Genomic DNA, 23,514 nt, shown 5'->3' on the forward strand with positions numbered 1-23,514 from the left:
CACTGACCGATCCGTCAGGTAGGAGGCAAGATGGCAACGGCCAGAAAAGCGCCGGTCAGGCGCGCGACTCCGGTCGCCGCGCGTCCGGCAGCCAAGCGCGCGCCAGCGGCGAAGGCGGACGCGACGCGCGCCGTGCCGAACGGCGCGCTCAACGGTCATGCGAAGCCCGCCCGCGCGAAAGGCGCGGATGCGGTGCAGCCGGAAGCGGCGATGGCGGCCGCCGACGCGGCCCGCAAGACGCGTGCGTCCGAGGCGGCAGCCGACGGCGTCGATGGCGTCGTGCGTCCCGCATACTGGGACAAGGCGTGCGCCGATCTCGTCAAGCGCGACCGGATCATGAAGAAGCTGATTCCGAAGTTCGGTCCCGCGCATCTCGTGAAGCGCGGCGATCCGTTCGTCACGCTCGCGCGTTCGGTCGTCGGCCAGCAGATCTCGGTGCCGTCCGCACAGGCGCTGTGGGCGCGCATCGAGGATGCGTGTCCGAAACTCGCACCGCAGCCGGTCATCCGGCTCGGCGCGGACAAGCTGATTGCGTGCGGGTTGTCCAAGCGCAAGACGGAATACATTCTCGATCTCGCGCAACACTTCGTGTCCGGCGCGCTGCACGTCGACAAATGGACGTCGATGGACGACGAGGACGTGATCGCGGAACTCACGCAGATCCGCGGCATCAGCCGCTGGACGGCCGAGATGTTCCTGATCTTCAACCTGTCGCGGCCGGACGTGCTGCCGCTCGACGATCCGGGCCTGATCCGCGCGATCAGCGTCAATTACTTCAGCGGAGAACCCGTCACGCGCAGCGAGGCGCGGGAAGTGGCCGCCAACTGGGAGCCGTGGCGCACCGTCGCGACCTGGTACATGTGGCGCAGCCTCGACGCGCCTGACGCCGACGCCTGATTGACGGCTATCGGGTTTTAAACATCAATAGTTGAGAACCGGTCTTGCGTATCGTCTGCGCGGGTAGAATACGCGCTGCCGCAAGACCCAAGGATTCGAACACATGAAGACCACGTTTCTGGATTTCGAACAGCCGATCGCCGAACTCGAGGCCAAGATCGAAGAGCTGCGATTCGTGCAGGACGACTCGGCTGTCGATATTTCGGAAGAAATCGAGCGGCTGTCGAAGAAAAGCCAGCAACTGACGAAAGACCTCTACGCGAATCTGTCGCCGTGGCAGGTTTCGCAGATCGCGCGGCATCCGCAGCGTCCGTACACGCTCGATTACGTTGCGGAACTGTTTACCGATTTTCACGAGCTGCATGGCGACCGCGCGTTCGCGGACGACCTGTCGATCGTCGGCGGTCTCGCGCGTTTCGGCGGCCACCCGTGCATGGTGATCGGCCATCAGAAGGGCCGCGACACGAAGGAGCGCGCTGCGCGCAACTTCGGGATGCCGCGTCCGGAAGGCTATCGCAAGGCCGAACGCCTGATGCGTCTCGCCGAGAAGTTCGGGCTGCCGATCTTCACGTTCGTCGACACGCCGGGCGCGTACCCGGGCATCGGCGCGGAAGAGCGCGGCCAGTCGGAAGCGATCGGCCGCAACCTGTACGTGATGGCCGAACTGAAGACGCCGATCATCACGACCGTGATCGGCGAGGGCGGTTCGGGCGGCGCGCTCGCGATCGCCGTGGCCGACACCGTGATGATGCTGCAGTTCTCGACCTATTCGGTGATCTCGCCGGAAGGCTGCGCGTCGATTCTGTGGAAGAGCGCCGCGAAGGCGCCCGAAGCCGCGGAAGCGCTGGGCCTGACCGCGCATCGACTGAAGGCGCTCGGCCTGATCGACAAGATCATCAACGAGCCGCTCGGCGGCGCGCATCGCGATCCGAAGGGCATGGCCGCGCTGCTGCGTCGCGCGCTTGCCGATTCGCTGCGTCAGTTCCAGGGCATGAGCATCGATGCGTTGCGCGAGCGTCGCTTCGAGCGCCTGATGGCCTACGGCAAGTTCAAGGAAACCACGCCCGGCGCATGACCGGCGTGCTCGCATCGCGCGCCGTGCGGCGCGCGCTTCTCTCGTGATCCCCCCGACCGAATTCTCCGCCGACCGCGTCGTACTCGATGCGGTCGGCGTTGCGCTTTCCGACGTCCCGCCCGATGCACGTATCGCGATCGCGTACAGCGGCGGCCTCGACTCGACGGTGCTGCTCGACGCGGCCGTGCGCGTCGCGGGCGCTGCGCGTTGCGTGGCGCTGCATGTGCATCACGGCCTGAGCGAGAACGCCGACGCATGGGTCGCGCACGCGCAAGCGACGGCCGACCGGCTCGGCGTCGCGTCCGACGCGGAGCGCGTCGACGTGCCGCGCGACAGCGGCCTCGGTATCGAGGCGACGGCGCGCGAGCGTCGTTACGCGGTGCTCGACGCGATGTGCGAACGTCACGGCACGGTCGCGCTATGGGTCGCGCAGCATGCGGACGACCAGGCCGAGACGGTGCTGCTGCAGTTGCTGCGCGGCGCGGGGATCGCCGGTCTGGCCGCGATGGCGCCGCGCTACCGCCCGGAAGGTACTCGCGTCGAGCGCGTGCGCCCGCTGCTGCGATTGTTGCGCGCGCAACTGGAGCGTTATGCGGCGCAGCGCGAGCTCACATGGATCGACGACGAATCGAACGGCGACACGCGTTATGCGCGCAATGCGCTGCGTATTGACGTGCTGCCGGCGCTTGCCGTGCATTTTCCGGGCTTTCGCGATGCGCTGGGCCGCGCGGCCCAGCATGCGGCCGCCGCGCAGCGGCTGCTCGACGATCTGGCCGAACTGGATTTCGCGACCGCCGCGCGCGACGACGGACGCGCGCTGTCGCGCGATGCGCTGGTCGCGTTCGACGACACGCGCGGCGCGAACCTGCTGCGTTTCTGGATGCGCCGGCTCGGCTTGCCGGGTGCGTCCGCCGGCCGGCTCGCGAACATGATGCGGCAGTTGCGGGCCGCGCACGATGCGCATGCGTTGCGTGTCGATCATGCGGGCCAGTGCCTGCGGCTGTATCGCGATGTCGTGTACTGGGAGGCGGGCGACAGTGCCGAGCCGGCCGATGACGGCACCGGGACGCCGCATCCGGAATCGGTGCTCGGCTGGGACGGACAGGAAATCTGGCGCCTGCCGGCGTGGCGCGGCACGTTCGTGTTCGCGCCGGCCGAAGCCGGCAGCGACGGCGCGGTGCCGGAGGCGCTGCTGCGCGCCGCGGCGCTCGCCGCGCGTGCCCGCGCGGGCGGCGAGCGGATGCGTACGTCGCCCGGCGGCCCGGGCCGCACGTTGAAGAACCTGTTCCAGGAGCGCGGCGTGCCGGCATGGCAGCGCGACGTGCCGCTGCTGTTCGCGGGCGACCGGCTCGTCTACGTGCCGCGGCTCGGCGTCAATCACGGCGACGGGTTGTCCGGCGGCGGGGCGTGGCGCCGGATCGAGTGGCGTCCCGACCTGCTGATCGCGTAGCCGCGGCAGGTTTCCGGCGGCGCGCTCGCTCGCCGGTTTTCACCATTTGGTAAACAGCGCCGGAACGCCCGCCGGCGCGGCGAGCGGCTTGTCAAGCGGGCGTCTATCGGGTACGCTCGGTCGTTTGCTCGGCTCGATTTTTGAGCGATTTGTGCAGGTTTTCCGCGTGACGTACCCGGTTTGCGCGGCCTGATCGGCCTTCCGGGCAAAATCCGTCACGCTTGCGTGTTGCGTCCCAGCCGTCCCCCTCGTCGTCCGTCCACAGCCACAAGCCGCGTGACCGAACGGCAACGCGGCCTGTCCAGCGCGCCCGTGCGGTTTCTCCTCCAGTTCAGAACGACAATGGCACTCATCGTACACAAATACGGCGGCACTTCGATGGGCTCGGTCGAGCGCATCAAGAACGTCGCGAAACGCGTCGCAAAATGGCATCAGGCCGGGCACCAGATGGTGGTCGTGCCGTCCGCGATGTCCGGCGAAACCAACCGTCTGCTCGGTCTCGCGAAAGAGATTTCGAGCCAGCCGAGCCCGCGTGAGCTCGACATGATCGCATCGACCGGCGAGCAGGTCAGCGTCGGCCTGCTGTCGATCGCGCTGCAGGAAATCGGCGTCGAAGCCGTGAGCTATGCAGGCTGGCAAGTGCCGATCAAGACGGACAGCGCTTTCACGAAGGCGCGTATCCACTCGATCGACGACGAACGCGTGAAGGCCGATCTGAACGCAGGCAAGGTCGTGATCATCACGGGCTTCCAGGGTGTCGATCCGGACGGCCACATCACGACGCTGGGCCGTGGCGGCTCGGATACGTCGGCGGTGGCGGTGGCGGCCGCGCTGGGTGCCGAAGAGTGCCTGATCTACACGGACGTCGACGGCGTCTACACGACCGATCCGCGCGTGGTCGAAGAGGCGCGACGCCTCGATCGCGTGACGTTCGAGGAAATGCTGGAAATGGCCAGCCTCGGCTCGAAGGTCCTGCAGATCCGCTCGGTCGAATTCGCCGGCAAATACCAGGTGAAGACGCGTGTGCTGTCGAGCCTGACCGATCCGCTGATTGCGCTCGACGAAGAAATGCGCTCGGGCACCCTGATTACTTTTGAAGAAGACGAGACCATGGAAAAGGCAGTCATTTCCGGCATCGCGTTCCAGCGCGACGAAGCACGCATTGCTGTGATGGGCGTGCCCGACAAGCCCGGCATCGCGTATCAGATCCTCGGCCCGGTCGCCGACGCGAACGTCGATGTCGACATGATCATCCAGAACCAGAGCGTCGAAGGGAAGACGGACTTCACGTTCACGGTCGGTCGCGGCGACTACCAGAAGGCGATGGACATCCTGACCAACCAGGTGCAGGGCCATGTGAGCGCCGAGCGCGTGCAGGGCGACCCGAAGGTGTCGAAGGTGTCGGTCGTCGGCGTCGGCATGCGTTCGCACGTGGGCGTCGCGAGCAAGATGTTCCGCACGCTGTCGGAAGAGGGCATCAACATCCAGATGATCTCGACGTCCGAAATCAAGATTTCGGTGCTGATTGACGAGAAATACATGGAGCTGGCCGTCCGCGCACTGCACAAGGCATTCGAGCTCGATCAGGCAGCGTGAATTTTTTGTGATGCATTGAAGAAAGTGCATCACGGAAATTGACGACCGGTTCGAAACCCTATATTATCTCGTTCTCGTCGCACTGCCTCCCTGGTGCGAGCGAAAGTTTGGGAGACGTGGCCGAGAGGTCGAAGGCACTCCCCTGCTAAGGGAGCATCTGGGCCAAAACCTGGATCGAGGGTTCGAATCCCTCCGTCTCCGCCAAAAGCGGTGACAAAGCCCCGCAAGTTCTCGGACTTGCGGGGCTTTTTCTTTTCCCCCTTCGTTTTTTGGACTCGCCGATCGGCACGCACTGGGTCCGGACAGCCAAGCAATGCTCGACTTGAGCGACGCACATGCGCTAAATAGGCGTATCGCCCGTCGCGCCCCAAGCTGGAGTCCTGGCACGCATGCATTCCGTACTGACTTTTCTTTCTCATCGACCCGTCGACGGGCTCGTTGCCAACCACGAGCGTTACGCAGGATGCCACGGCTACCGGCATGCGATCGTCGACGGCATGCATGTGTACGGCGAGCGCCAGCAGGTGCTGCACAAGTACCACGCGATCGTCGCGCAACTCGTCGCGATGGAGCAGGGGGCGTTGCTGCTCGTGCTCGATCCGTTCTCGGTCGTATTCGGCCAGCATGCGCTGCCGGATGTCGCGAACGGTTACGACGCGATCGTCACGACGCAGACGCCGCAATCGCCGCTACCCGCGGCAAGCGGCATGATCTTTCGCAACGTGCCCGACGTGCGCGAGCGCTTGCGCAAGCTCGCGGTCGAACTGGGCGAGTGGGTGATGCGCCTGCCGGCGCGGCGACACGCATGCGAAGCGACGCTGCTTGCCGCGCATTTTTCGCCGCTGCCGTTCGATCAGCCGCTCGCGAGCGGCTATTTCGCGTCGGCCCAAACGGTGTGGGCCGATGCGTATGCGATCGATGCCGTCGTCGTCGCAGATCCGCTCGTCGCGCACCATGCGCCCGAATGGCGGCAGACGGACGGCGAGTGGGCGCCGCCGCCCGACTACGACTTTCGCTACGTGGTCGCACTCGTCGACGATGCGGCGCGGGCCCGGCGCGGCGAGCAGCCGCGCGCGATGGACGACTGGCGTGCCGCGCAGCAGCGGCCGCGCGAGCCGGCGCGACACGTGAATCCGCATGCGCGCATTGCGTTCGTGAGCCTGCACACGTCGCACATCGCCGGTTACGGCGATCTGCACGAGGAGAACTTCGTGCGCTACTGCACGCGCCACGGCTATGCGTACCATGCGTATCGCGAGCCGCCGGCGTTCCTGCCGGCCGGCATCGACGCGAACTGGGCGAAGCTGCATCTGATTCGCGAACATCTGCCGGATCATGCGTTCGTGTTCTGGGTCGACGCGGACATCCTCGCGATCGACCAGAGTCAGCCGGTCGACGGTGTGATCGACGGCCGCGATTTCGTGATCGGCACCGACCATACGGCCTGGGCGATCAACTCGTGCATGATCGGCGTGCGCAATGTCGCGCCGATGCGCGAACTGGTCGAGCGCATGTGCGCGCGTATCGAGAGCTTCGACGATCGATCGTCCGTCTACGCGAGCGGCGGCGATCAGCAGGCCATCTATGTCGAGTTGCTGCGGGCGGGCATGATCGACGCGCGCTATATCGTCGACGCGATCACGCTCGCGACTTCGCCGGTTTATGCCACGCGCGACAGTCGCTTCGTTCATTTCCCCGCGCAACACAACCACTACCGCGCGGTGGCGATGCGCATATGGGACCGGTTGAGTCATCAGCTCTAGCCGGAAGGGCTGCGACGCGCGCGGTATCGCGCGCCTTCAGTGGGTATTTTGATGACGGGAAAATGTAAGTTAAATGAAAGTACGAATGTAAGATTCATGCCGGACGCGCCCACCGTTCCGGGCATCCTGTTCAGGCACGCCAAAACAGCGGTCTGACGTCAAAAATGCGGCATCGCACCGATTCTTGGGTGTCACGGCTTCTGATAATACAAAAAATTACGTATAAAAATCAGCTGGTTGTGAGTGCGCCGAAGAACTAGAGTCTGTTGCGATGCAAAATTTCTCCAATCGATTTATCCTCGTTAACCCGATTGCGCTTGAGCCGCGTCAAACTTCGTTCTGACGTTGCTTTACATTTCGCCAACAAGGGTGATTCGCGAAATCTATCTTACGATTTGGTTTCGATTCTTTCGTCCCGCCTGTCCCGATGCAGTGCGCGACCCTCTCTAGGTTTGTTGACATGCATGATTTTCCCTTTCTGAGCCTGGCGATCTGGGCTCCGATCCTGGTCGGCGCGTGCCTGCTACGTGCCGGCAGCGACCATCATCCCAATCGCACGAGGTTGATCGCGCTCATCGGCGCACTGATCGGGCTGGCAGCGGTCGTCCCGCTCGTCGCCGGTTTCGATTCGCATTCGGCTGCGATGCAGTTTGTCGAAACCCGCGACTGGCTTGCGGCATTCAACTCGGGCTGGCGTGTCGGCATCGACGGCGCATCGCTCTGGCTCGTCGTGCTGACCGCATTCACGACGCTCATCGTGGTGATCGCATCGTGGGAATCGATCACGGTTCGCATCGCGCAGTATTACGCGTCGTTCCTGATCCTGTCGGGGTTGATGGTCGGCGTGTTCGTCGCGCAGGACGGGCTGCTGTTCTTCATTTTCTTCGAGGCGACGCTGATTCCGCTGTACCTGCTGATCGGTACGTGGGGCCGCGAGCATCGTGTGTACGCGGCGGTGAAGTTCTTCTTCATCTCGTTCGCGGGTTCGCTGCTGCTGCTGATGGCGATGCTCTACCTGTATGCGAAGTCGCATACGTTCGACATGAACGCATGGCGCACGCTGGAGCTCGGTTTCTCGCCGCAGTTGCTGGTGTTCCTCGGCTTCTTCGCCGCGTTCGCGGTCAAGGTGCCGATGTGGCCGGTTCACACGTGGCTGCGCGACGTCTACACGGACGGCCCGACGGGCGCCGCGCTGATGCTCGCGATGCTGAAGCTCGGCGGTTACGGTTTCCTGCGCTTCGCGCTGCCGATCACGCCGGATGCAGCTCACTTCTTCGCGCCGGCCGTGATCGCGCTGTCGCTGTTCGCGATCGTCTACGCGAGCCTGGTCGCGCTCGCGCAGACCGATCTCACCAAGCTGCTCGCGTACTCGACGGTCGCGCACATGGGGATCGTCACGCTCGGCCTGTTCCTGTTCAACCAGATCGGCGTCGCAGGCGCGATCGTGCAACTCGTCTCGTACGGCTTCGTCGCGGGCGCAATGCTGCTGTGCGTAAGCGTGCTGGTCGATCGCACCAAGCAGCGCGAGATCGCCGCATACGGCGGCGTGGCCGGCGTGATGCCGCGCTTCGCGATGTTCGCGGTGCTGTTCGCGATGGCCAACGTCGGCCTGCCGGGCACGTCGGGATTCGTCGGCGAGTTCATGGTCATCATGGGCGCGATCCGTTTCAACTTCTGGATCGGCGCCATCGCGGCGCTCACGCTGATCCTCAGCGCGTCGTACACGCTGTGGATGATCAAGCGCGTCGTGTTCGGCAAGATCGATCACGCACGTGTCGCGAAGCTCTCCGACCTCAGCCGTCGCGAGATCGCGGTGTTCGCATCGTTCGCGCTGATCGTGCTGGGCGTCGGCATCTATCCGAAGCCGTTCACCGATGCAATCGATCCGACCGTCGCGCAACTGATCGAAGACGCCAGCCGCTCGAAGGTGCCGGTAGGGGACGGCATCACGCCGCCGCAGCCGGCCTACATGGCCTCGGCACGCAACTGACCGCAGTGCACCGCGCACGATGGCCGCATCGCACGACGATGCAGTCGTTGCGCGCGCATCCATCGGAGCGGGTGCCGAGCGCACCTGCCCACTTCCGGCTGCGTGAAATTGCCCCGCGACAATCTGTCTCACGGCAGATTTTGCAATGATGATTTTCCGCATCCACCGGTTTTTCATCGTGCTCGCGCGACGTATGATTCGGTCCACTTTCGTGGATCGAATGCGCATCGGGCATACGCTACGGATTCAATGACCCCTCGGGCTGTGTGATGAAAAGAAAAGCTTCAAAAGGCTGGACGGCGCTGATGTCAATCGGCGCGGCGCTGAGCCTGTCAGGCTGTAATTTAGATGTACTAAATCCGAAAGGAAGTGTCGGTGCCGCCGAAAAGGCGCTGATCGCAACCTCCACGTGGGCGATGCTGGTCGTCGTCGTGCCGGTGATTCTGCTCACGCTGTGGTTCGCGTGGCGTTATCGCGCGTCGAATCGCAACGCCGCCTATGCGCCGAACTGGTCGCACTCGACCGCGATCGAAATCGTGATCTGGACGGTGCCGACGCTGATCATCCTGTTCCTCGGCGTGCTCACGTGGAAGACCACGCACGAGCTCGATCCGTACAAGCCGCTCGAATCGTCGGTGAAGCCGATCGACGTCGAGGTCGTCGCGCTCGACTGGAAGTGGCTGTTCATCTATCCGGAACTCGGCATCGCGTCGGTGAACCAGCTCGCGATTCCGGTCGGTACGCCGGTGAACTTCCGCATCACGTCGGATTCGGTGATGAACTCGTTCTTTATTCCGCAGCTCGGCGGCCAGGTCTACGCGATGGCCGGCATGCAGACGCGCCTGCACCTGATCGCCGACGAAGCCGGCGACTACGCGGGCACGTCGGCCAACTTCAGCGGCCGCGGCTTCTCCGACATGAAGTTCCGCACGCTGGCCGAGCCGCGCGAGCAGTTCGATGCCTGGGTGCAGAAGGTCAAGGCATCGCCTGATCGTCTCGACGCGACCGTGTACGGCTCGGTCGCTCAGCCGAGCGAGAAGGCGCCGGTGCGCTACTTCTCGTCGGTCGATCCGCGGCTCTTCCACAACATCATCGCGAAATACAACGATGGCCACGTCCTCGATCTGAAGGACGCCGCCTGCGGCACGAAGGGGTAACGCATGTTCGGCAAACTCACACTATCGGCGATCCCGTTCGATCAGCCCATCATCATGGTGGCCGGCGCCTTCATGGGGCTGGCCGTGCTGGGCGTGCTCGCCGGCCTGACGATCACCGGCCGCTGGAAGTGGCTGTGGACGGAATGGCTGACGACGGTCGACCACAAGAAACTCGGCGTGATGTACATCATCGTCGCGCTGATCATGCTGCTGCGCGGCTTCGCCGACGCGATCATGATGCGCATGCAGCTCGCGCTCGCGTACAACGCGCCCGGCTACCTGCCGCCGCACCACTATGACCAGATCTTCACGGCACACGGCGTGATCATGATCTTCTTCATGGCGATGGTGTTCATGGTCGGCCTGATGAACCTCGTCGTGCCGCTGCAGATCGGCGCGCGCGACGTCGCGTTCCCGTTCATCAACTCGCTCTCCTTCTGGATGACGGCGGTCAGCGCGATCCTGATCAACATCTCGCTCGTGATCGGCGAATTCGCGCAGACGGGCTGGCTCGCCTACCCGCCGCTGTCGGAGCTGCAGTTCAGTCCGGGGGTAGGGGTCGACTACTACCTGTGGGCATTGCAGATATCGGGTGTCGGCACGCTGCTGACCGGCGTGAACTTCTTCGTGACCATCATCAAGATGCGCGCGCCCGGCATGACGCTGATGAAGATGCCGGTGTTCACGTGGACGGCCCTCTGCACGAACGTGCTGATCATGGCGTCGTTCCCGATCCTGACCGCGACGCTCGCGCTGCTCGGTCTCGACCGTTACCTCGGCATGCACTTCTTCACGAACGAAGCCGGCGGCAACGCGATGCTGTACCTGAACCTGATCTGGGCGTGGGGCCATCCCGAGGTCTACATCCTGATCCTGCCGGCGTTCGGCATCTTCTCGGAAGTCATCGCGACGTTCTCGAAGAAGCCGCTGTTCGGCTACAAGACGATGGTGTACGCGACCTGCGCGATCATGGTGCTGTCGTTCCTCGTGTGGCTGCATCACTTCTTCACGATGGGCTCCGGCGCGAACGTGAACGCGTTCTTCGGCATCATGACGATGATCATCGCGATCCCGACCGGCGTGAAGGTGTTCAACTGGCTGTTTACGATGTATCGCGGCCGGATCGAATTCACGACGCCCGTGCTGTGGACGATCGGCTTCATGGTCACGTTCACGATCGGCGGGATGACCGGCGTGATGATGGCGATTCCGGGTGCGGACTTCGTGCTGCACAACAGCCTGTTCCTGATCGCGCACTTCCATAACGTGATCATCGGCGGCGTGCTGTTCGGCTATCTCGCGGGCTTCAACTACTGGTTCCCGAAAGCGTTCGGCTTCAAGCTGAACGAGAAGCTCGGCAAGGCTGCATTCTGGTTCTGGCAGGTCGGCTTCTATGTCGCATTCGTGCCGCTGTACGTGCTCGGCTTCATGGGCATGACGCGTCGTCTGAACCACTACGACAACCCGGCATGGCATCCGTGGCTGCTGGTCGCCGCATTCGGCGCCGTGCTGATCGCGATCGGCATCGCATGCCAGCTGCTGCAACTGGTCGTCAGCATCCGCAACCGCAACCTGCCGGAATACCGCGATACCACGGGCGATCCGTGGGGCGGCCGCACGCTCGAGTGGGCCACCACGTCGCCGCCGGCGGACTACAACTTCGCGGTGACCCCGCAAGTGCGCACGCTGGACGCGTATGCCGACATGAAGGCACGTGGCGATGCCCGTCCTAACCCGGCGTCGATCCGCGACATCCATATGCCGTCGAATACGTGTGCGGGTCTCGTGGTCGCGATCTTCAGCCTCGTGCTGGGCTTCGCGCTGGTGTGGCACATCTGGTGGATGGCGATCGGCGGCCTGGTCGGGATCGTCGCGACGCTCGTGATCTATAGCTCGCGTGACAACGACGGCTACTACATCCCGGCGACCAAGGTGCGCAAGATCGAAGAGAAGCAACCGGCGGTGCGCGTGGCCACGCGTGTCGACGACGTGGAACTGGAGGCCAACTGATGTTGCAGAAAACCTTGAGCGCAACCCTGCTCGAGCACGACGGCCATCCGCCGTCGCACTCGGTGTTCGGCTTCTGGCTGTATCTGATGACCGACTGCGTGATCTTCGCGGCGCTGTTCGCGACGTTCGCCGTGCTGGGCAACCAGTACGCGGGCGGTCCGACCGCGAAGGACCTGTTCGACATTCCGGGCGTCGCGCTGGAAACCGCCGCGCTGCTGCTGTCGAGCATCACCTACGGCTTCGCGATGCTGGCCGCGTACAAGCAACGGCGCGGCGCGCTGCTCGCCTGGCTGGCGGTGACGTTCCTGCTCGGCGCGGCGTTCCTCACGATGGAACTGCGCGAGTTCTCGCACCTGATCGCGGAAGGCGCGGGCCCGCAACGCAGCGCGTTCCTGTCGGCATTCTTCACGCTGGTCGGCACGCACGGCCTGCACGTGACGGCCGGCCTGCTGTGGATGGTCGTGCTCGCCGGGCAGATCGTGCTGCGCGGCGGCGACCTGACCGATCGCGATCTGCGTCGTCTGACGTGCCTGAGCCTCTTCTGGCACTTCCTCGACATCGTGTGGATCTGCGTGTTTTCCTTTGTCTATCTTGCGAGCGTGATCTAAATGGCCCATTCGCATTCGTCTCAACTCGAAGAAGGGCACGGCAGCGTCGGCGGCTATGTCGCCGGCTTCATCCTGTCGGTGCTGCTCACGGCCGCATCGTTCGGCCTGGTGATGGAAGGCGTGCTGTCGCCGCACGCGTCGCTGATCGCGCTTGCCGCGCTCGCGTTCGTGCAGATCGTCGTGCACCTCGTGTACTTCCTGCACATGAACGGTTCGTCGGGCCAGCGCTGGAACGTGATGGCGTTCAGCTATACGGTGCTGACCGCGGCGATCCTGATCGTCGGGACGTTGTGGGTGATGCACAACGTCAGCATGAACATGATGTCGCGCTGAGCGACGTCGCGGCGCAACGCGCCGGCCATGAAGAAGCGGCACGCGGGTGCCGCTTTTTTTTCGCCTGCGAAATCCGCGCGCATCATTTCAATTGCATTGGCACGGCGAACGAGCGTCCGGACGCAGTATGATTCGACGCGAGTCCGGGCGAGAAGCCCGGCGGGCGGGCCGGAGCGGCGCGCAGGGCCGTGATCGGGCCGTCAATTGTTACAAGACGTTAGCGGGCGCTTCCCGTTGCGACGCCGCGCATCAGTTCTTACAAACTTGAAATATGCTGGGACGGCGCTTGCCGTTATAGTCGAATCACACATGACACAACTCAAAGAGGAATCCATGAAGACTTTGCGTGTTGCCTCGCTCTTGACCGGTATGACGGCCTTGCTCGTGTCGGGCGCAGCAATGGCGGGAGTCAATGTCGGGATCAACGTCGGCGTGCCGGCTCCGGTCTACGTCGCGCCCGCGCCCGTGTACGCGCCGCCGCCGCCGGTCGTCTATCAGCCGGCGCCCGTGTATGCGCCCGCGCCGGCGATCGTGATCGGCTGGCACGGCGACCGCTACTGGGACGGCCGCCGCTACTGGGGTCGCGACGAGTGGTATCGCCATCATGGCCGCGGCTGGGGCGGCGATCATGGGCGTGGTCACTGGAACAACGGTCACCGGCACTGATCGACATGCGGCGCATGCGCGATGCGTATGCGCAGGAGGGGAGGAGAACCGCCCGCGTGGCGGTTTTCTTTTGCCTTGAGCGGACGGCATGCATGCGGCGCGATGCGCCGGCGCCACGCGCGAACGCCCGCAAGCTGGCTCGACGTCGAATTGAATGGGTAGAATCGACCCTCGTTACACCCATCAATCGACCGACAGGGCCTCTATGACGAAGGGTTCGCCCCGGGCTGTCGCCGCGCGCATCCGCTTCGGCGCCGCACATGCCGTACAGGCTGCCGGCCGCACGGCGGCAGTATTGGCAGTACAGGCGGTGCTGGCCGCGACGGCCGCACACGCAGCATATGCGATCGCGCAATACGGCGAGCCGAAATATCCGCCGGGCTTCAAGCATTTCGACTACGTCAATCCGGACGCGCCGAAGGGCGGCACGCTCGTGCTCGCCAACCCGAACCGGCTCACGTCGTTCGACAAGTTCAATCCGTTCACGATGCGCGGCAACCCCGCGCCGGGCATCGACATGCTGTTCGAGAGCCTCGCGACGGGCAGCCTCGACGAACCGGCTTCCGCTTACGGGCTGCTCGCCGACAACATCGAGATCGCGCCGGACCGCCGCGCGGTCACATTCCATCTGAACCCGCGCGCACGCTTCTCCAACGGCGACCCGGTCACGGCCGACGACGTCAAGTATTCGTTCGACACGCTGAAGAGCAAGCTCGCCGCGCCGCAATTCGGCGCGTATTTCGCCGACATCGCGAAGGCCGTGGTGGTCGACCCGGCGACCGTGCGCTTCGAGTTCCGCAGTGCGAATCGCGAGTTGCCGCTGATCGCCGGCGGCGTGCCGGTGTTCTCGCGCAAGTGGGGCTTGCGCGCGGACGGCTCGCGCATCCCGTTCGACCAGCTCGCGTTCGAGCAGCCGATCGGCAGCGGGCCGTACCTGATCGAGCGCTACGACAACGGCCGCACGATCACGTACCGGCGCAATCCCGCGTACTGGGGTGCCGACCTGCCGGTGCGGGTCGGCACCAACAACTTCGAGCGGATCGTCTACAAGCTGTACGGCGACGGCGTCGCGCGGCTCGAGGCGTTCAAGGCCGGCGAGTACGACGTGCTCGTCGAATACATCGCGCGCAACTGGGCGCGGCGCGACGTCGGCAAGCGCTTCGACAGCGGCGAGCTCGTGAAGCGCGAATTCCGCCAGCACAACGGCGCGGGCATGCAGGGTTTCTTCATGAACCTGCGCCGGCCGCTGTTTCGCGACGTGCGCGTGCGCCAGGCGCTCGATCTCGCGTTCGATTTCGAATGGCTGAACCGCCAGTTGTTCTACGGCGCATACACGCGCCTCGACAGTTATTTCGCCGACACCGACCTGCAGGCAACGGGCACGCCGGGCCCGGGCGAGCTGCAGCTGCTCGCGCCGCTGCGCGCGCAGCTGGATCCGGCCGTGTTCGGCCCGATGGTCGTGCAGCCCGACACCCATCCGCCGGGCTCGCTGCGCGCGAACCTGCTGAAGGCCCGTGCGCTGCTCGCGCAAGCCGGCTGGACCTACCGCGACGGCACGCTGCGCAATGCGAAGGGCGAGCCGTTCACGTTCGAGATCCTCGACGACTCGGGCGCGGCGATGGAAGGCATCGTGACGGCCTACCAGCGCAATCTCGCGAAGCTCGGCATCGACGCGCGTTTTCGCACGGCCGACTATGCGCTGCTGCAAAAACGGCTCGACGCGTTCGACTACGACATGACGACGATCCGCTATCCGGGCGTGCAGGTGCCCGGTGCCGAGCAGTTCTCGCGCTTCGACAGCAAGTTCGCCGACGAACCGGGCTCCGACAACATCATCGGCCTGAAGTCGCCGGCCGTCGACGCGTTGCTGCACGCGCTCGGCACCGCGCAGACCCGCGACGAACTGCTCGATGCGACGCATGCGCTCGACCGCGTGCTGATGCACGGCTATTACGCGGTTCCGCAGTGGTACAGCACCACGCACCGGATCGCGTACAAGCGCTCGCTCGCCTATCCGCAAACGCTGCCGCTGTACTATTCGGCCGAGGGCTGGGTCGTGTCGACCTGGTGGGCCAAGCCCGATCGCTGAAACCTGCCGGCCCTTCGTTCAACCCAGCCTATCGATCGCGAGTCGACGTCCTATGTGGAGCTACATCCTCAAACGCCTGCTGCTGATGATCCCGACGCTCGTCGGCGTGCTCACGCTCACGTTCGCGGTGATCCAGTTCGTGCCCGGCGGCCCCGTCGAGCAGGCCGTGCAGGAGCTGCGCAAGGGCGCGACGGAGCAGGGCGCGACGCCGTTCGGCATGCGCGCGCATACGGGCGTCGACGCGCAGCAGCTCGCGCAGCTGAAGGCGCTGTACGGCTTCGACAAGCCGCCGCTCGAGCGCTACTGGCTGATGCTGAAGCGCTTCGCGCGCTTCGATCTCGGCGACAGCTACTTCAGGCACCAGAGCGTGTGGTCGCTGATCGTGCAGAAGCTGCCGGTGTCGATCAGCATCGGCCTGTGGACGTTCTTCATCACCTACCTGATCTCGGTGCCGCTCGGCATCGCGAAGGCCGTGCGCAACGGCTCGCCGTTCGACGTCGCGACGAGCCTCGTCGTGCTGGTCGGCTATGCGATTCCCGGTTTCGTGCTCGGCGTGCTGCTGCTCGTGCTGTTCGGCGGTGGCTCGTTCTGGCAGCTGTTCCCGCTGCGCGGGCTCACGTCGGACAACTTCGACCAGCTGTCGCTGATCGGCAAGGTGCTCGATTATCTGTGGCACATCGCGCTGCCGATCACGGCGTCGGTCGTCGGCAGCTTCGCCGTCGTCACGATGCTCACGAAGAATGCGTTTCTCGACGAGATCCGCAAGCAGTACGTGCTGACCGCGCGGGCGAAAGGGCTCGCCGAGCGCACCGTGCTGTGGAAGCACGTGTTCCGCAACGCGATGCTGCCGCTGATCGTCGGCTTTCCGGCCGCGTTCATCGGCGCGTTCTTCACGGGCAGCCTGCTGATCGAGACGCTGTTCTCGCTCGACGGCCTCGGGCTGCTGTCGTACGAGTCGGTCGTGCGGCGCGATTATCCGGTCGTGCTCGGCACGCTGTACCTGTTCACGCTGATCGGGCTTGCAACCAAGCTGATCTCCGATCTTTGCTACGTGTGGGTCGACCCGCGCATTCAATTCGACAACCTGGAGCGCTGACATGAAACCGTCCGTTCGCACGCCGCTTGCCGGCGCGCCTGCCCGCATGCCCGGCGTCGCCGGGCGAGGTGCGCGATGAGTCGGGTAGCCGTGTCGTCCCGCATCGACGCGGCGCGCGCGCGCGTGTCGCCGTCTCCCGCGCGCCGCGTATGGCGGCGCTTTCGCCAGCAGCGTCTCGGCTACTGGAGCTTCGTGATCTTCGTCATCGCGTTCGCGGCAAGCCTCGCGGCACCGCTGTGGTCGAACGACAAGCCGCTCGTCGTGCGCTACGACGGCCACTATTATTTCCCGATGTTCCATGCGTATCCGGAGACGGCCTTCGGCGGCGACTTCCCGACGCCGGCCGATTATCTCGATCCGTACGTCCGCAAGCGGATCGAGGCGCCGGGCAACTTCGCCGTCTACCCGCCGAACCGCTACTACTACGACACGCTGAACTACTTCTCGACCGTGCCCAACCCGGCGCCGCCGTCGCGCGCGAACTGGCTCGGTACCGACGCGCAGGGGCGCGACCTGCTCGCGCGGCTCGTGTACGGGTTCCGCGTGTCGGTCGAGTTCGGGCTGATCCTGACCGTGATCGGCACGCTGCTCGGGATCGCCGCGGGCGCCGTGCAGGGGTTCTTCGGCGGCCGCATCGACATCGTCGGGCAGCGGCTGATCGAGATCTGGAGTTCGCTGCCCGAGCTTTACCTGCTGATCATCTTCGCGTCGATCTTCGAGCCGAGCTTCCTGCTGCTGATCGTGCTGCTGTCGCTGTTCGGCTGGATCGGGCTCGCCGATTACGTGCGCGCCGAGTTCCTGCGCAACCGGATGCAGGACTACGTGCGCGCGGCCCGCGCGATGGGGCTCACGAACTGGCAGATCATCTGGCGCCACGTGCTGCCGAACAGCCTGACGCCCGTGATCACGTTCCTGCCGTTCCGGATGAGCGGCGCGATCCTCGCGCTCACGAGCCTCGACTTCCTCGGGCTCGGCGTGCCGCCGCCGACGCCGAGCCTCGGCGAGCTGCTTGCGCAGGGCAAGGGCAACCTCGATGCGTGGTGGATCTCGCTGTCGACGTTCGGCGTGCTGGTCGCGACGCTGCTGTTGCTGACCTTCATGGGCGACGCCTTGCGCAACGCGCTCGACACGCGGATCTCCGACTCGGTGCGCGCGGCGGGAGGCCAGCGATGAGCGATACGGCCGTATCGAAGCAGGGCGAGCCGCTGCTGTCGCTCGAGCATCTGCATGTACGCTTCGGCGACACGGTGGCCGTCGACGACGTGACGCTCGCGATCGGCCGCGGCGAGCGCGTTGCGCTGGTCGGCGAGTCGGGCTCGGGTAAGAGCGTGACCGCGCTGTCGATCCTGCGGCTGCTGCGCGATGCCGACGTGAGCGGCACCATCCGTTTCGCGGGGCATGATCTCGCCGGCAAGAGCGAGCGCCAGATGCGCGGGCTGCGCGGCTCGGATATCGCGATGATCTTCCAGGAGCCGATGACGGCGCTCAATCCGCTGTATACGATCGGCGCGCAGATCGGCGAGACGATCGTGCTGCACGACGGCGTGACGGCGGCCGAGGCACGCAAGCGTGCGATTGCACTGCTCGCGCGCACGGGCATCGACGAGCCGGAGAAGCGTGTCGACAGCTACCCGCACCAGTTGTCGGGCGGTCAACGCCAGCGCGCGATGATCGCGATGGCGCTCGCATGCCGGCCTCGGTTGCTGCTCGCCGACGAGCCGACCACCGCGCTCGACGTGACGATCCGCGCGCAGATCGTCGATCTGCTGCTCGAACTGCAGCGCGAGGAGGCGGAAAAGCGCGGGATGGCGATCCTGCTGATCACGCACGACCTGAATCTCGTGCGGCACTTCGCCGAGCGGGTCGCGGTGATGGAGCACGGCAAGCTGGTCGAAAGCGGGCCGGTCGAGCGGATCTTCGCGGAGCCGGAGCATCCGTACACGCGGCGTTTGCTGAACAGCCGGCCGCAGCGTGCGGTCGCGCCGGTGATGCCGATCGCGCCGGTCGTGCTCGATGCGCGCCACGTCAGTGTTCAGTTCGCGCGCAAGCGGCCGGGTTTTGCCGGCTGGTTCGGCACGATGCCGGTGACGGCCGTCTCGGACGTATCCGTGTCGGTGCGGCAGGGCGAGACGCTCGGCATCGTCGGCGAATCCGGCTCCGGCAAATCGACGCTCGCGATGGCGCTGCTCGGGCTGCAGCGGACGGCGCACGGCGAGATCGAGTTCCAGGGCCGTGCGCTGTCGTCCTACCGCGGCCGCGAGCAGACCGCGTTGCGCTCGAACATGCAGGTCGTCTTTCAGGATCCCTTCAGTTCACTGTCGCCGCGCCACACGATCGAGCGGATCGTCGGCGAGGGGCTCGAACTGCATCGCCCGGAATTGACGCCCGATGCGCGCCGCGCGAAGTCGCTCGCAGTGCTGCGTGAAGTCGGCCTCGACCGCACGGTGCTGCATCGCTATCCGCACGAATTCTCGGGCGGGCAGCGCCAGCGGATCGCGATCGCGCGTGCGCTCGTGCTGGAGCCGCGCATCCTGATCCTCGACGAGCCGACTTCCGCGCTCGACGTGTCGATCCAGCAGCAGGTGCTGAAGCTGCTCGCGAATTTGCAACAGAAATACAACCTCGGCTATGTATTCATCAGCCACGACCTGGAGGTGATCGGCGCGATGGCGCATCGGGTCGCGGTGATGCAGGGCGGGGCGGTCGTGGAGTCCGGCGACGTCGCCGACATCTTCACGAAGCCGTCACATCCTTACACACAAAAGCTGTTGAAAGCGGTCTGGAAAGCGTGATACGCGTCCAATGGTCTGACTATCTCGATTGTATTTATTAATTTGTTTTGACAAACGATTACGCGCTGGCTAGTATCGACCGAAATTTTCCGCCAATCAGCTGATTTTTAAGCACATTCCATCGACCAATGCAGCATCGATCCCTGACCCAGGCATGCGCGCGCACCATCGCCGGGCTGTTCATCGGCGCCCTGTTCGCAGCAGCTCCCGGCGCGTTCGCCGACGAAGTCAGCAGTTTTAGTCAAAATGTCGCGAATTCGACTCAAATCGGGTCGAATTCCTCCCTCCAGCAGACCAGTGCACAGCCGTCGAGCGGCGGCGCGAAGTCGTTCCTGTCCGGCATGGCGGGCAAGGCAGGCGACGTCGTCGTCAGCGCGCTCAACATGATCGGCGTGCGCTATCGCTGGGGCGGCAACTCCCCGGATTCCGGCCTCGATTGCAGCGGCTTCGTGCGCTACGTGTTCCAGGACACGCTCGGCATGTCGCTGCCGCGTCGCGCGGAAGAGATGAGCCGCGTTGGCGAGAAGGTCAGCATGAGCAACCTGAAGCCGGGTGACCTCGTGTTCTTCAACACGATGCGCCGCACGTTCTCGCACGTCGGCATCTACATCGGCGACAACAAGTTCGTGCATTCGCCGTCGACCGGCAGCACCGTTCGCGTCGACGATCTCGACAACGGCTACTGGGAAAAGCGGTTCACCGGCGCGCGCCGGATCGAATCGGAGTTTCCGATGAAGGCCGACGATCTGCGTCAGCGCGTGCGCGCGACGATCGGCGACGATACGGCGAACGGCAACAACTGACGCTCGCCGGCAAACCGCCGGATCACAAAAACCCTGTCACCGAAAGGCGGCAGGGTTTTTTGTTTGGGTGCGCGCGAAGCGTGCGCGGTGAGCGGATCGGCAGCCGAGGGTGGCTGGAGCCGCTGTCGGCTGCCGCGCGCCGTGCGTGGGGGCACGCGTCGTCGTGTTACGCGGCCGCGGCGCCGCGGGCCGCCGCGAGCTTGCGCTGCAGCTCGGGCATGATGCGCGCGACGGCTTCCTCGCCCGCGAGAATCGCCGCGTTGCGCTGGTTGAAGTCGCTGCCGCCCATTGCCGCGAGGTTCGGGCGGATCACGACGTCCGCGTATTTGTCGAGCTCGTAGGTCTTGATCGTCTGCCCCATGATCGTGAAGGTCTGCAGCAGCATCTCGATCGGGTTGTTGGTCGCCGCGCCGTCCGGGCGCGCCGAGATGTCGACGGCGATCACGAAGTTCGCGCCCATCTTGCGCGCGAACGACGCGGGCACGGGGCTCACGAGACCGCCGTCGACGTACTCGCGGTTGCCGATCTTCACGGGTTCGAACACCGACGGCACGCTGCACGACGCGCGCACCGCGAGCCCCGTGTTGCCCTGCTGGAACAGGATCGGCTGACCGCTCTGCAGATCGGTCGCGACGACGCCGAGCGGCCTGGTCATCTTTTCGATCGGCCGGTTGTTGAGCGTCTTGTTCAGGAAGTTCTGCAGCGCGACGCCCTGCAGCAGCCCGCGCGAGCGGAACGGCAGTGCCCAGTCGCTGATCGACGCCTGATCCATGTCGAGCGCGATCTTGTTGATCTGCAGCCCGCTCATTCCGGATGCGTACAACGCGCCGACCACCGAGCCCGCGCTCGTGCCCGCGACGATGTCGATCGGGATGCCGCGGGCCTCGAGCGCCTTCAGCACGCCGATGTGCGAGAAGCCGCGGGCGGCGCCGCCGCCGAGCGCGATGCCGATCTTCACGGGTTTCTCGTGCGATTGCGCGGTGTTGTCGGGGCGGGACTTGTCGCCGAACGACGTGCAGGCGGCGAGGCTGGCGGACGCGCACGCGATCGTGAAGTGGCGGCGCGACAGGCGAGGGGACGACATCGAATGGTTCTCCGGCGGCTTGGCGGCGGGCCGTGCGGCCCGCGGCGGCGATAGGTTCCGAGCGGCCGTGCGGCGGGATCCGGGCGGCCGGCGCGGCGCCGGCTGGCGGCCGCGGCGCGCACATCATAAAGCAAGCGGTGCGCTTGGCGCGATGACCGGCGCGAGTATAATTCCGGCTTCTTTCCCGTTCCGGGCGCGGCCGGCCCCATTGCTGTCCGGGCTGTCGCCGTCGATCCCGCGTCGAATCATTCATGCGCCCCAGGCGTTCGAGTTACCGTTTATGACCCGTCCTGTCCGTACCCGCTTCGCGCCGAGTCCCACCGGCTTCATTCACCTCGGCAACATCCGCTCCGCGCTTTATCCGTGGGCGTTCGCCCGCAAGATGAAGGGCACGTTCGTGCTGCGTATCGAGGATACCGACGTCGAGCGTTCGTCGCAGGAAGCCGTCGATGCGATCCTCGAGGGGATGCAGTGGCTTGGCCTGGATTTCGACGAAGGCCCGATCTACCAGATGCAGCGGATGGACCGTTATCGCGAGGTGCTCGCGCAGATGCTCGAGAAGGGCCTCGCGTACCCGTGCTACATGTCGGCCGAGGAACTCGACGCGCTGCGCGAGCGCCAGCGCGAAGCCGGCCTGAAGCCGCGCTACGACGGCACCTGGCGTCCGGAGCCGGGCAAGGTGCTGCCCGAGCCGCCGGCCGGCGTGAAGCCCGTGCTGCGTTTCCGCAACCCGCTGACCGGCACGGTCGTGTGGGACGACGCGGTGAAGGGCCGTGTCGAGATCTCGAACGAGGAACTCGACGACCTCGTGATCGCGCGTCCGGACGGCACGCCGATCTACAACTTCTGCGTGGTCGTGGACGACATGGACATGAACATCACGCACGTGATCCGGGGCGACGACCACGTGAACAACACGCCGCGCCAGATCAACATTCTGCATGCGCTCGGCGGCGAGCCGCCCGTCTATGCGCACCTGCCGACCGTGCTGAACGAGCAGGGCGAGAAGATGAGCAAGCGGCATGGCGCGATGAGCGTGATGGCCTATCGCGACGCAGGCTTTCTGCCGGAGGCCGTCGTCAACTATCTCGCCCGTCTGGGCTGGTCGCACGGCGACGCCGAGATCTTCTCGCGCGAGCAGTTCGTCGAATGGTTCGATCTTGAACACCTCGGCAAGTCGCCCGCGCAGTACGACCACAGCAAGCTGAGCTGGCTGAATGCCCATTACATCAAGGAAGCCGACAACGCGCGCCTCGCCGCGCTGGCGAAGCCGTTCCTCGACGCGCTCGGCATCGACGATGCGGTCATCGCGACGGGCCCGGCGCTCGACGCGGTGGTCGGCCTGATGAAGGACCGCGCGACGACGGTCAAGGAGATCGCCGAAGGTGCCGCAATGTTCTACCGTGTGCCGACCCCGGACGCCGATGCGATCGCGCAGCACGTGACCGATGCCGTGCGACCGGCACTGGCCGATCTCGTTGCCGCGTTGAAGGCGGCCGACTGGACGAAGGAAGCGGTGTCCGCCGCGCTGAAGGCGACGCTCGGCACGCACAAGCTGAAGATGCCGCAGCTCGCGATGCCGGTGCGTCTGCTGGTGGCCGGTACGACGCATACGCCGTCGATCGACGCGGTGCTGGTGCTGTTCGGTCGCGACATCGTCGTGTCGCGCATCGAGGCTGCGCTGTCCTGAGGTTGGGGCGCGCGAAGCCGTCGACACGTGACGTTGCGTCGGCTTCGCAAAAATTTCGCTCCAATCGCAAAAAGGGTATTTACAAGTTCGAATTCGGTCCATATAATCTCATTTCTGTTCTGCAAGGGGGTATAGCTCAGCTGGGAGAGCGCTTGCATGGCATGCAAGAGGTCAGCGGTTCGATCCCGCTTACCTCCACCAACAGAACAAAAGATTGATTTGCGAAGCAGTGGTGGTAGTAATAAATGCTTCACAAAATGCTTTAAAGCAGTTAGAATTTCGGCCTTCGCTGTTGACGATAAGTAAATAGCGAAAGTCAGACAGGTCTGAAAAGATCATGTCCCCTTCGTCTAGAGGCCTAGGACATCACCCTTTCACGGTGAGTACAGGGGTTCGAATCCCCTAGGGGACGCCA

At 64.9% G+C, this 23,514-nt stretch carries 18 protein-coding genes, 3 tRNA genes and 1 pseudogene; 20 read left to right on the top strand and 2 right to left on the bottom strand.

Annotated elements, in window-relative coordinates:
• The first annotated feature begins 30 nt into the window (after positions 1-30).
• From BME24068_RS27420 to tilS, 3 genes are all read left to right on the top strand, one after another.
• Positions 31-897, top strand: coding sequence for a DNA-3-methyladenine glycosylase family protein (locus BME24068_RS27420; protein ID WP_096507283.1), 867 nt, complete (start codon positions 31-33; stop codon positions 895-897).
• 103 nt (positions 898-1,000) lie between these two features.
• Positions 1,001-1,972: an acetyl-CoA carboxylase carboxyltransferase subunit alpha gene (locus BME24068_RS27425; RefSeq protein WP_006478433.1), complete on the top strand. Its 972-nt coding sequence runs from the start codon at positions 1,001-1,003 to the stop codon at positions 1,970-1,972.
• 43 nt (positions 1,973-2,015) lie between these two features.
• Positions 2,016-3,422, top strand: a complete 1,407-nt coding sequence (tilS, locus tag BME24068_RS27430; RefSeq protein WP_174927949.1) for a tRNA lysidine(34) synthetase TilS — start codon at positions 2,016-2,018, stop codon at positions 3,420-3,422.
• A 122-nt stretch (positions 3,423-3,544) separates the two neighbouring features.
• Here tilS and BME24068_RS35570 read toward each other — a convergent pair.
• A pseudogene (locus BME24068_RS35570) lies at positions 3,545-3,782 on the bottom strand (hypothetical protein); the annotation flags it as partial.
• Here BME24068_RS35570 and BME24068_RS27435 point away from each other — a divergent pair.
• The 14 genes from BME24068_RS27435 (at position 3,765) to BME24068_RS27500 (ending at position 20,325) form a co-directional block, all read left to right on the top strand.
• On the top strand, positions 3,765-5,018 hold the full coding sequence (locus tag BME24068_RS27435; protein ID WP_059450411.1) for an aspartate kinase: 1,254 nt from the start codon (positions 3,765-3,767) through the stop codon (positions 5,016-5,018). The pseudogene BME24068_RS35570 and the gene BME24068_RS27435 sit on opposite strands and share 18 nt — an antisense overlap.
• A 110-nt stretch (positions 5,019-5,128) precedes the next feature.
• Positions 5,129-5,222 (top strand) — tRNA-Ser (locus BME24068_RS27440).
• A 185-nt stretch (positions 5,223-5,407) separates the two neighbouring features.
• Complete coding sequence (locus BME24068_RS27445; RefSeq protein ID WP_174927950.1) at positions 5,408-6,781, top strand: glycosyltransferase family protein; 1,374 nt, start codon at positions 5,408-5,410, stop codon at positions 6,779-6,781.
• A 460-nt stretch (positions 6,782-7,241) separates the two neighbouring features.
• Positions 7,242-8,771, top strand: a complete 1,530-nt coding sequence (locus tag BME24068_RS27450) for a complex I subunit 4 family protein (RefSeq protein WP_174927951.1) — start codon at positions 7,242-7,244, stop codon at positions 8,769-8,771.
• 269 nt (positions 8,772-9,040) lie between these two features.
• Positions 9,041-9,928, top strand: coding sequence for a ubiquinol oxidase subunit II (gene cyoA / locus BME24068_RS27455; protein WP_096507336.1), 888 nt, complete (start codon positions 9,041-9,043; stop codon positions 9,926-9,928).
• Between the two features lie 3 nt (positions 9,929-9,931).
• Positions 9,932-11,938 (top strand): cytochrome o ubiquinol oxidase subunit I, encoded by a 2,007-nt coding sequence (gene cyoB, locus BME24068_RS27460; RefSeq protein WP_096507287.1) that lies wholly within the window; start codon positions 9,932-9,934, stop codon positions 11,936-11,938.
• Positions 11,938-12,546: a cytochrome o ubiquinol oxidase subunit III gene (gene cyoC / locus BME24068_RS27465; protein WP_174927952.1), complete on the top strand. Its 609-nt coding sequence runs from the start codon at positions 11,938-11,940 to the stop codon at positions 12,544-12,546. Before cyoB ends, cyoC begins: the two co-directional genes overlap by 1 nt.
• Positions 12,547-12,879, top strand: a complete 333-nt coding sequence (cyoD, locus tag BME24068_RS27470; RefSeq protein ID WP_096507289.1) for a cytochrome o ubiquinol oxidase subunit IV — start codon at positions 12,547-12,549, stop codon at positions 12,877-12,879.
• A gap of 333 nt (positions 12,880-13,212) precedes the next feature.
• A complete protein-coding gene (locus BME24068_RS27475; RefSeq protein ID WP_096507290.1) occupies positions 13,213-13,545 on the top strand; it encodes a hypothetical protein in 333 nt (110 codons plus the stop codon).
• A gap of 205 nt (positions 13,546-13,750) precedes the next feature.
• Positions 13,751-15,634, top strand: a complete 1,884-nt coding sequence (locus BME24068_RS27480; protein WP_174927953.1) for an extracellular solute-binding protein — start codon at positions 13,751-13,753, stop codon at positions 15,632-15,634.
• 52 nt (positions 15,635-15,686) lie between these two features.
• Positions 15,687-16,730: a microcin C ABC transporter permease YejB gene (locus BME24068_RS27485; protein WP_096507292.1), complete on the top strand. Its 1,044-nt coding sequence runs from the start codon at positions 15,687-15,689 to the stop codon at positions 16,728-16,730.
• 75 nt (positions 16,731-16,805) lie between these two features.
• Positions 16,806-17,903 (top strand): ABC transporter permease, encoded by a 1,098-nt coding sequence (locus tag BME24068_RS27490; protein ID WP_096507293.1) that lies wholly within the window; start codon positions 16,806-16,808, stop codon positions 17,901-17,903.
• Positions 17,900-19,522, top strand: coding sequence for an ABC transporter ATP-binding protein (locus tag BME24068_RS27495; RefSeq protein WP_174927954.1), 1,623 nt, complete (start codon positions 17,900-17,902; stop codon positions 19,520-19,522). The genes BME24068_RS27490 and BME24068_RS27495 overlap by 4 nt, the downstream gene beginning before the upstream one ends.
• A 128-nt stretch (positions 19,523-19,650) precedes the next feature.
• Positions 19,651-20,325 carry a C40 family peptidase gene (locus tag BME24068_RS27500; RefSeq protein ID WP_096507295.1) on the top strand — a complete coding sequence of 225 codons (675 nt, stop codon included), beginning with the start codon at positions 19,651-19,653 and terminating at the stop codon, positions 20,323-20,325.
• A gap of 166 nt (positions 20,326-20,491) precedes the next feature.
• Here the strand turns inward: BME24068_RS27500 and BME24068_RS27505 are convergent, their stop codons facing one another.
• Positions 20,492-21,409 (bottom strand): patatin-like phospholipase family protein, encoded by a 918-nt coding sequence (locus BME24068_RS27505; RefSeq protein WP_174927955.1) that lies wholly within the window; start codon positions 21,407-21,409, stop codon positions 20,492-20,494.
• A 280-nt stretch (positions 21,410-21,689) separates the two neighbouring features.
• On the opposite strand from BME24068_RS27505, the gene gltX reads away from it, so the two are divergent.
• The 3 genes from gltX (at position 21,690) to BME24068_RS27520 (ending at position 23,514) form a co-directional block, all read left to right on the top strand.
• Positions 21,690-23,099, top strand: a complete 1,410-nt coding sequence (gene gltX, locus BME24068_RS27510; protein ID WP_096507297.1) for a glutamate--tRNA ligase — start codon at positions 21,690-21,692, stop codon at positions 23,097-23,099.
• A 125-nt stretch (positions 23,100-23,224) separates the two neighbouring features.
• A tRNA-Ala gene (locus BME24068_RS27515) sits at positions 23,225-23,300 on the top strand.
• Between the two features lie 138 nt (positions 23,301-23,438).
• Positions 23,439-23,514 (top strand) — tRNA-Glu (locus tag BME24068_RS27520).

The organism is Burkholderia anthina (assembly GCF_902498995.1).
Classification (GTDB): Bacteria; Pseudomonadota; Gammaproteobacteria; order Burkholderiales; family Burkholderiaceae; genus Burkholderia; species Burkholderia anthina.

Bases quoted from the DNA above. Each gene is read 5' to 3' on its own strand.
- BME24068_RS27495 (WP_174927954.1), top strand. From the start codon at position 17,900: ATGAGCGATACGGCCGTATCGAAGCAGGGCGAGCCGCTGCTGTCGCTC.
- cyoC (WP_174927952.1), top strand. From the start codon at position 11,938: ATGTTGCAGAAAACCTTGAGCGCAACCCTGCTCGAGCACGACGGCCAT.
- BME24068_RS27450 (WP_174927951.1), top strand. From the start codon at position 7,242: ATGCATGATTTTCCCTTTCTGAGCCTGGCGATCTGGGCTCCGATCCTG.
- BME24068_RS27420 (WP_096507283.1), top strand. From the start codon at position 31: ATGGCAACGGCCAGAAAAGCGCCGGTCAGGCGCGCGACTCCGGTCGCC.
- BME24068_RS27505 (WP_174927955.1), bottom strand. From the start codon at position 21,409: ATGTCGTCCCCTCGCCTGTCGCGCCGCCACTTCACGATCGCGTGCGCG.
- cyoA (WP_096507336.1), top strand. From the start codon at position 9,041: ATGAAAAGAAAAGCTTCAAAAGGCTGGACGGCGCTGATGTCAATCGGC.
- BME24068_RS27490 (WP_096507293.1), top strand. From the start codon at position 16,806: ATGAGTCGGGTAGCCGTGTCGTCCCGCATCGACGCGGCGCGCGCGCGC.
- BME24068_RS27475 (WP_096507290.1), top strand. From the start codon at position 13,213: ATGAAGACTTTGCGTGTTGCCTCGCTCTTGACCGGTATGACGGCCTTG.
- BME24068_RS27445 (WP_174927950.1), top strand. From the start codon at position 5,408: ATGCATTCCGTACTGACTTTTCTTTCTCATCGACCCGTCGACGGGCTC.
- BME24068_RS27485 (WP_096507292.1), top strand. From the start codon at position 15,687: ATGTGGAGCTACATCCTCAAACGCCTGCTGCTGATGATCCCGACGCTC.
- BME24068_RS27480 (WP_174927953.1), top strand. From the start codon at position 13,751: ATGACGAAGGGTTCGCCCCGGGCTGTCGCCGCGCGCATCCGCTTCGGC.
- BME24068_RS27425 (WP_006478433.1), top strand. From the start codon at position 1,001: ATGAAGACCACGTTTCTGGATTTCGAACAGCCGATCGCCGAACTCGAG.
- cyoB (WP_096507287.1), top strand. From the start codon at position 9,932: ATGTTCGGCAAACTCACACTATCGGCGATCCCGTTCGATCAGCCCATC.
- gltX (WP_096507297.1), top strand. From the start codon at position 21,690: ATGACCCGTCCTGTCCGTACCCGCTTCGCGCCGAGTCCCACCGGCTTC.
- BME24068_RS27500 (WP_096507295.1), top strand. From the start codon at position 19,651: ATGCAGCATCGATCCCTGACCCAGGCATGCGCGCGCACCATCGCCGGG.
- BME24068_RS27435 (WP_059450411.1), top strand. From the start codon at position 3,765: ATGGCACTCATCGTACACAAATACGGCGGCACTTCGATGGGCTCGGTC.
- cyoD (WP_096507289.1), top strand. From the start codon at position 12,547: ATGGCCCATTCGCATTCGTCTCAACTCGAAGAAGGGCACGGCAGCGTC.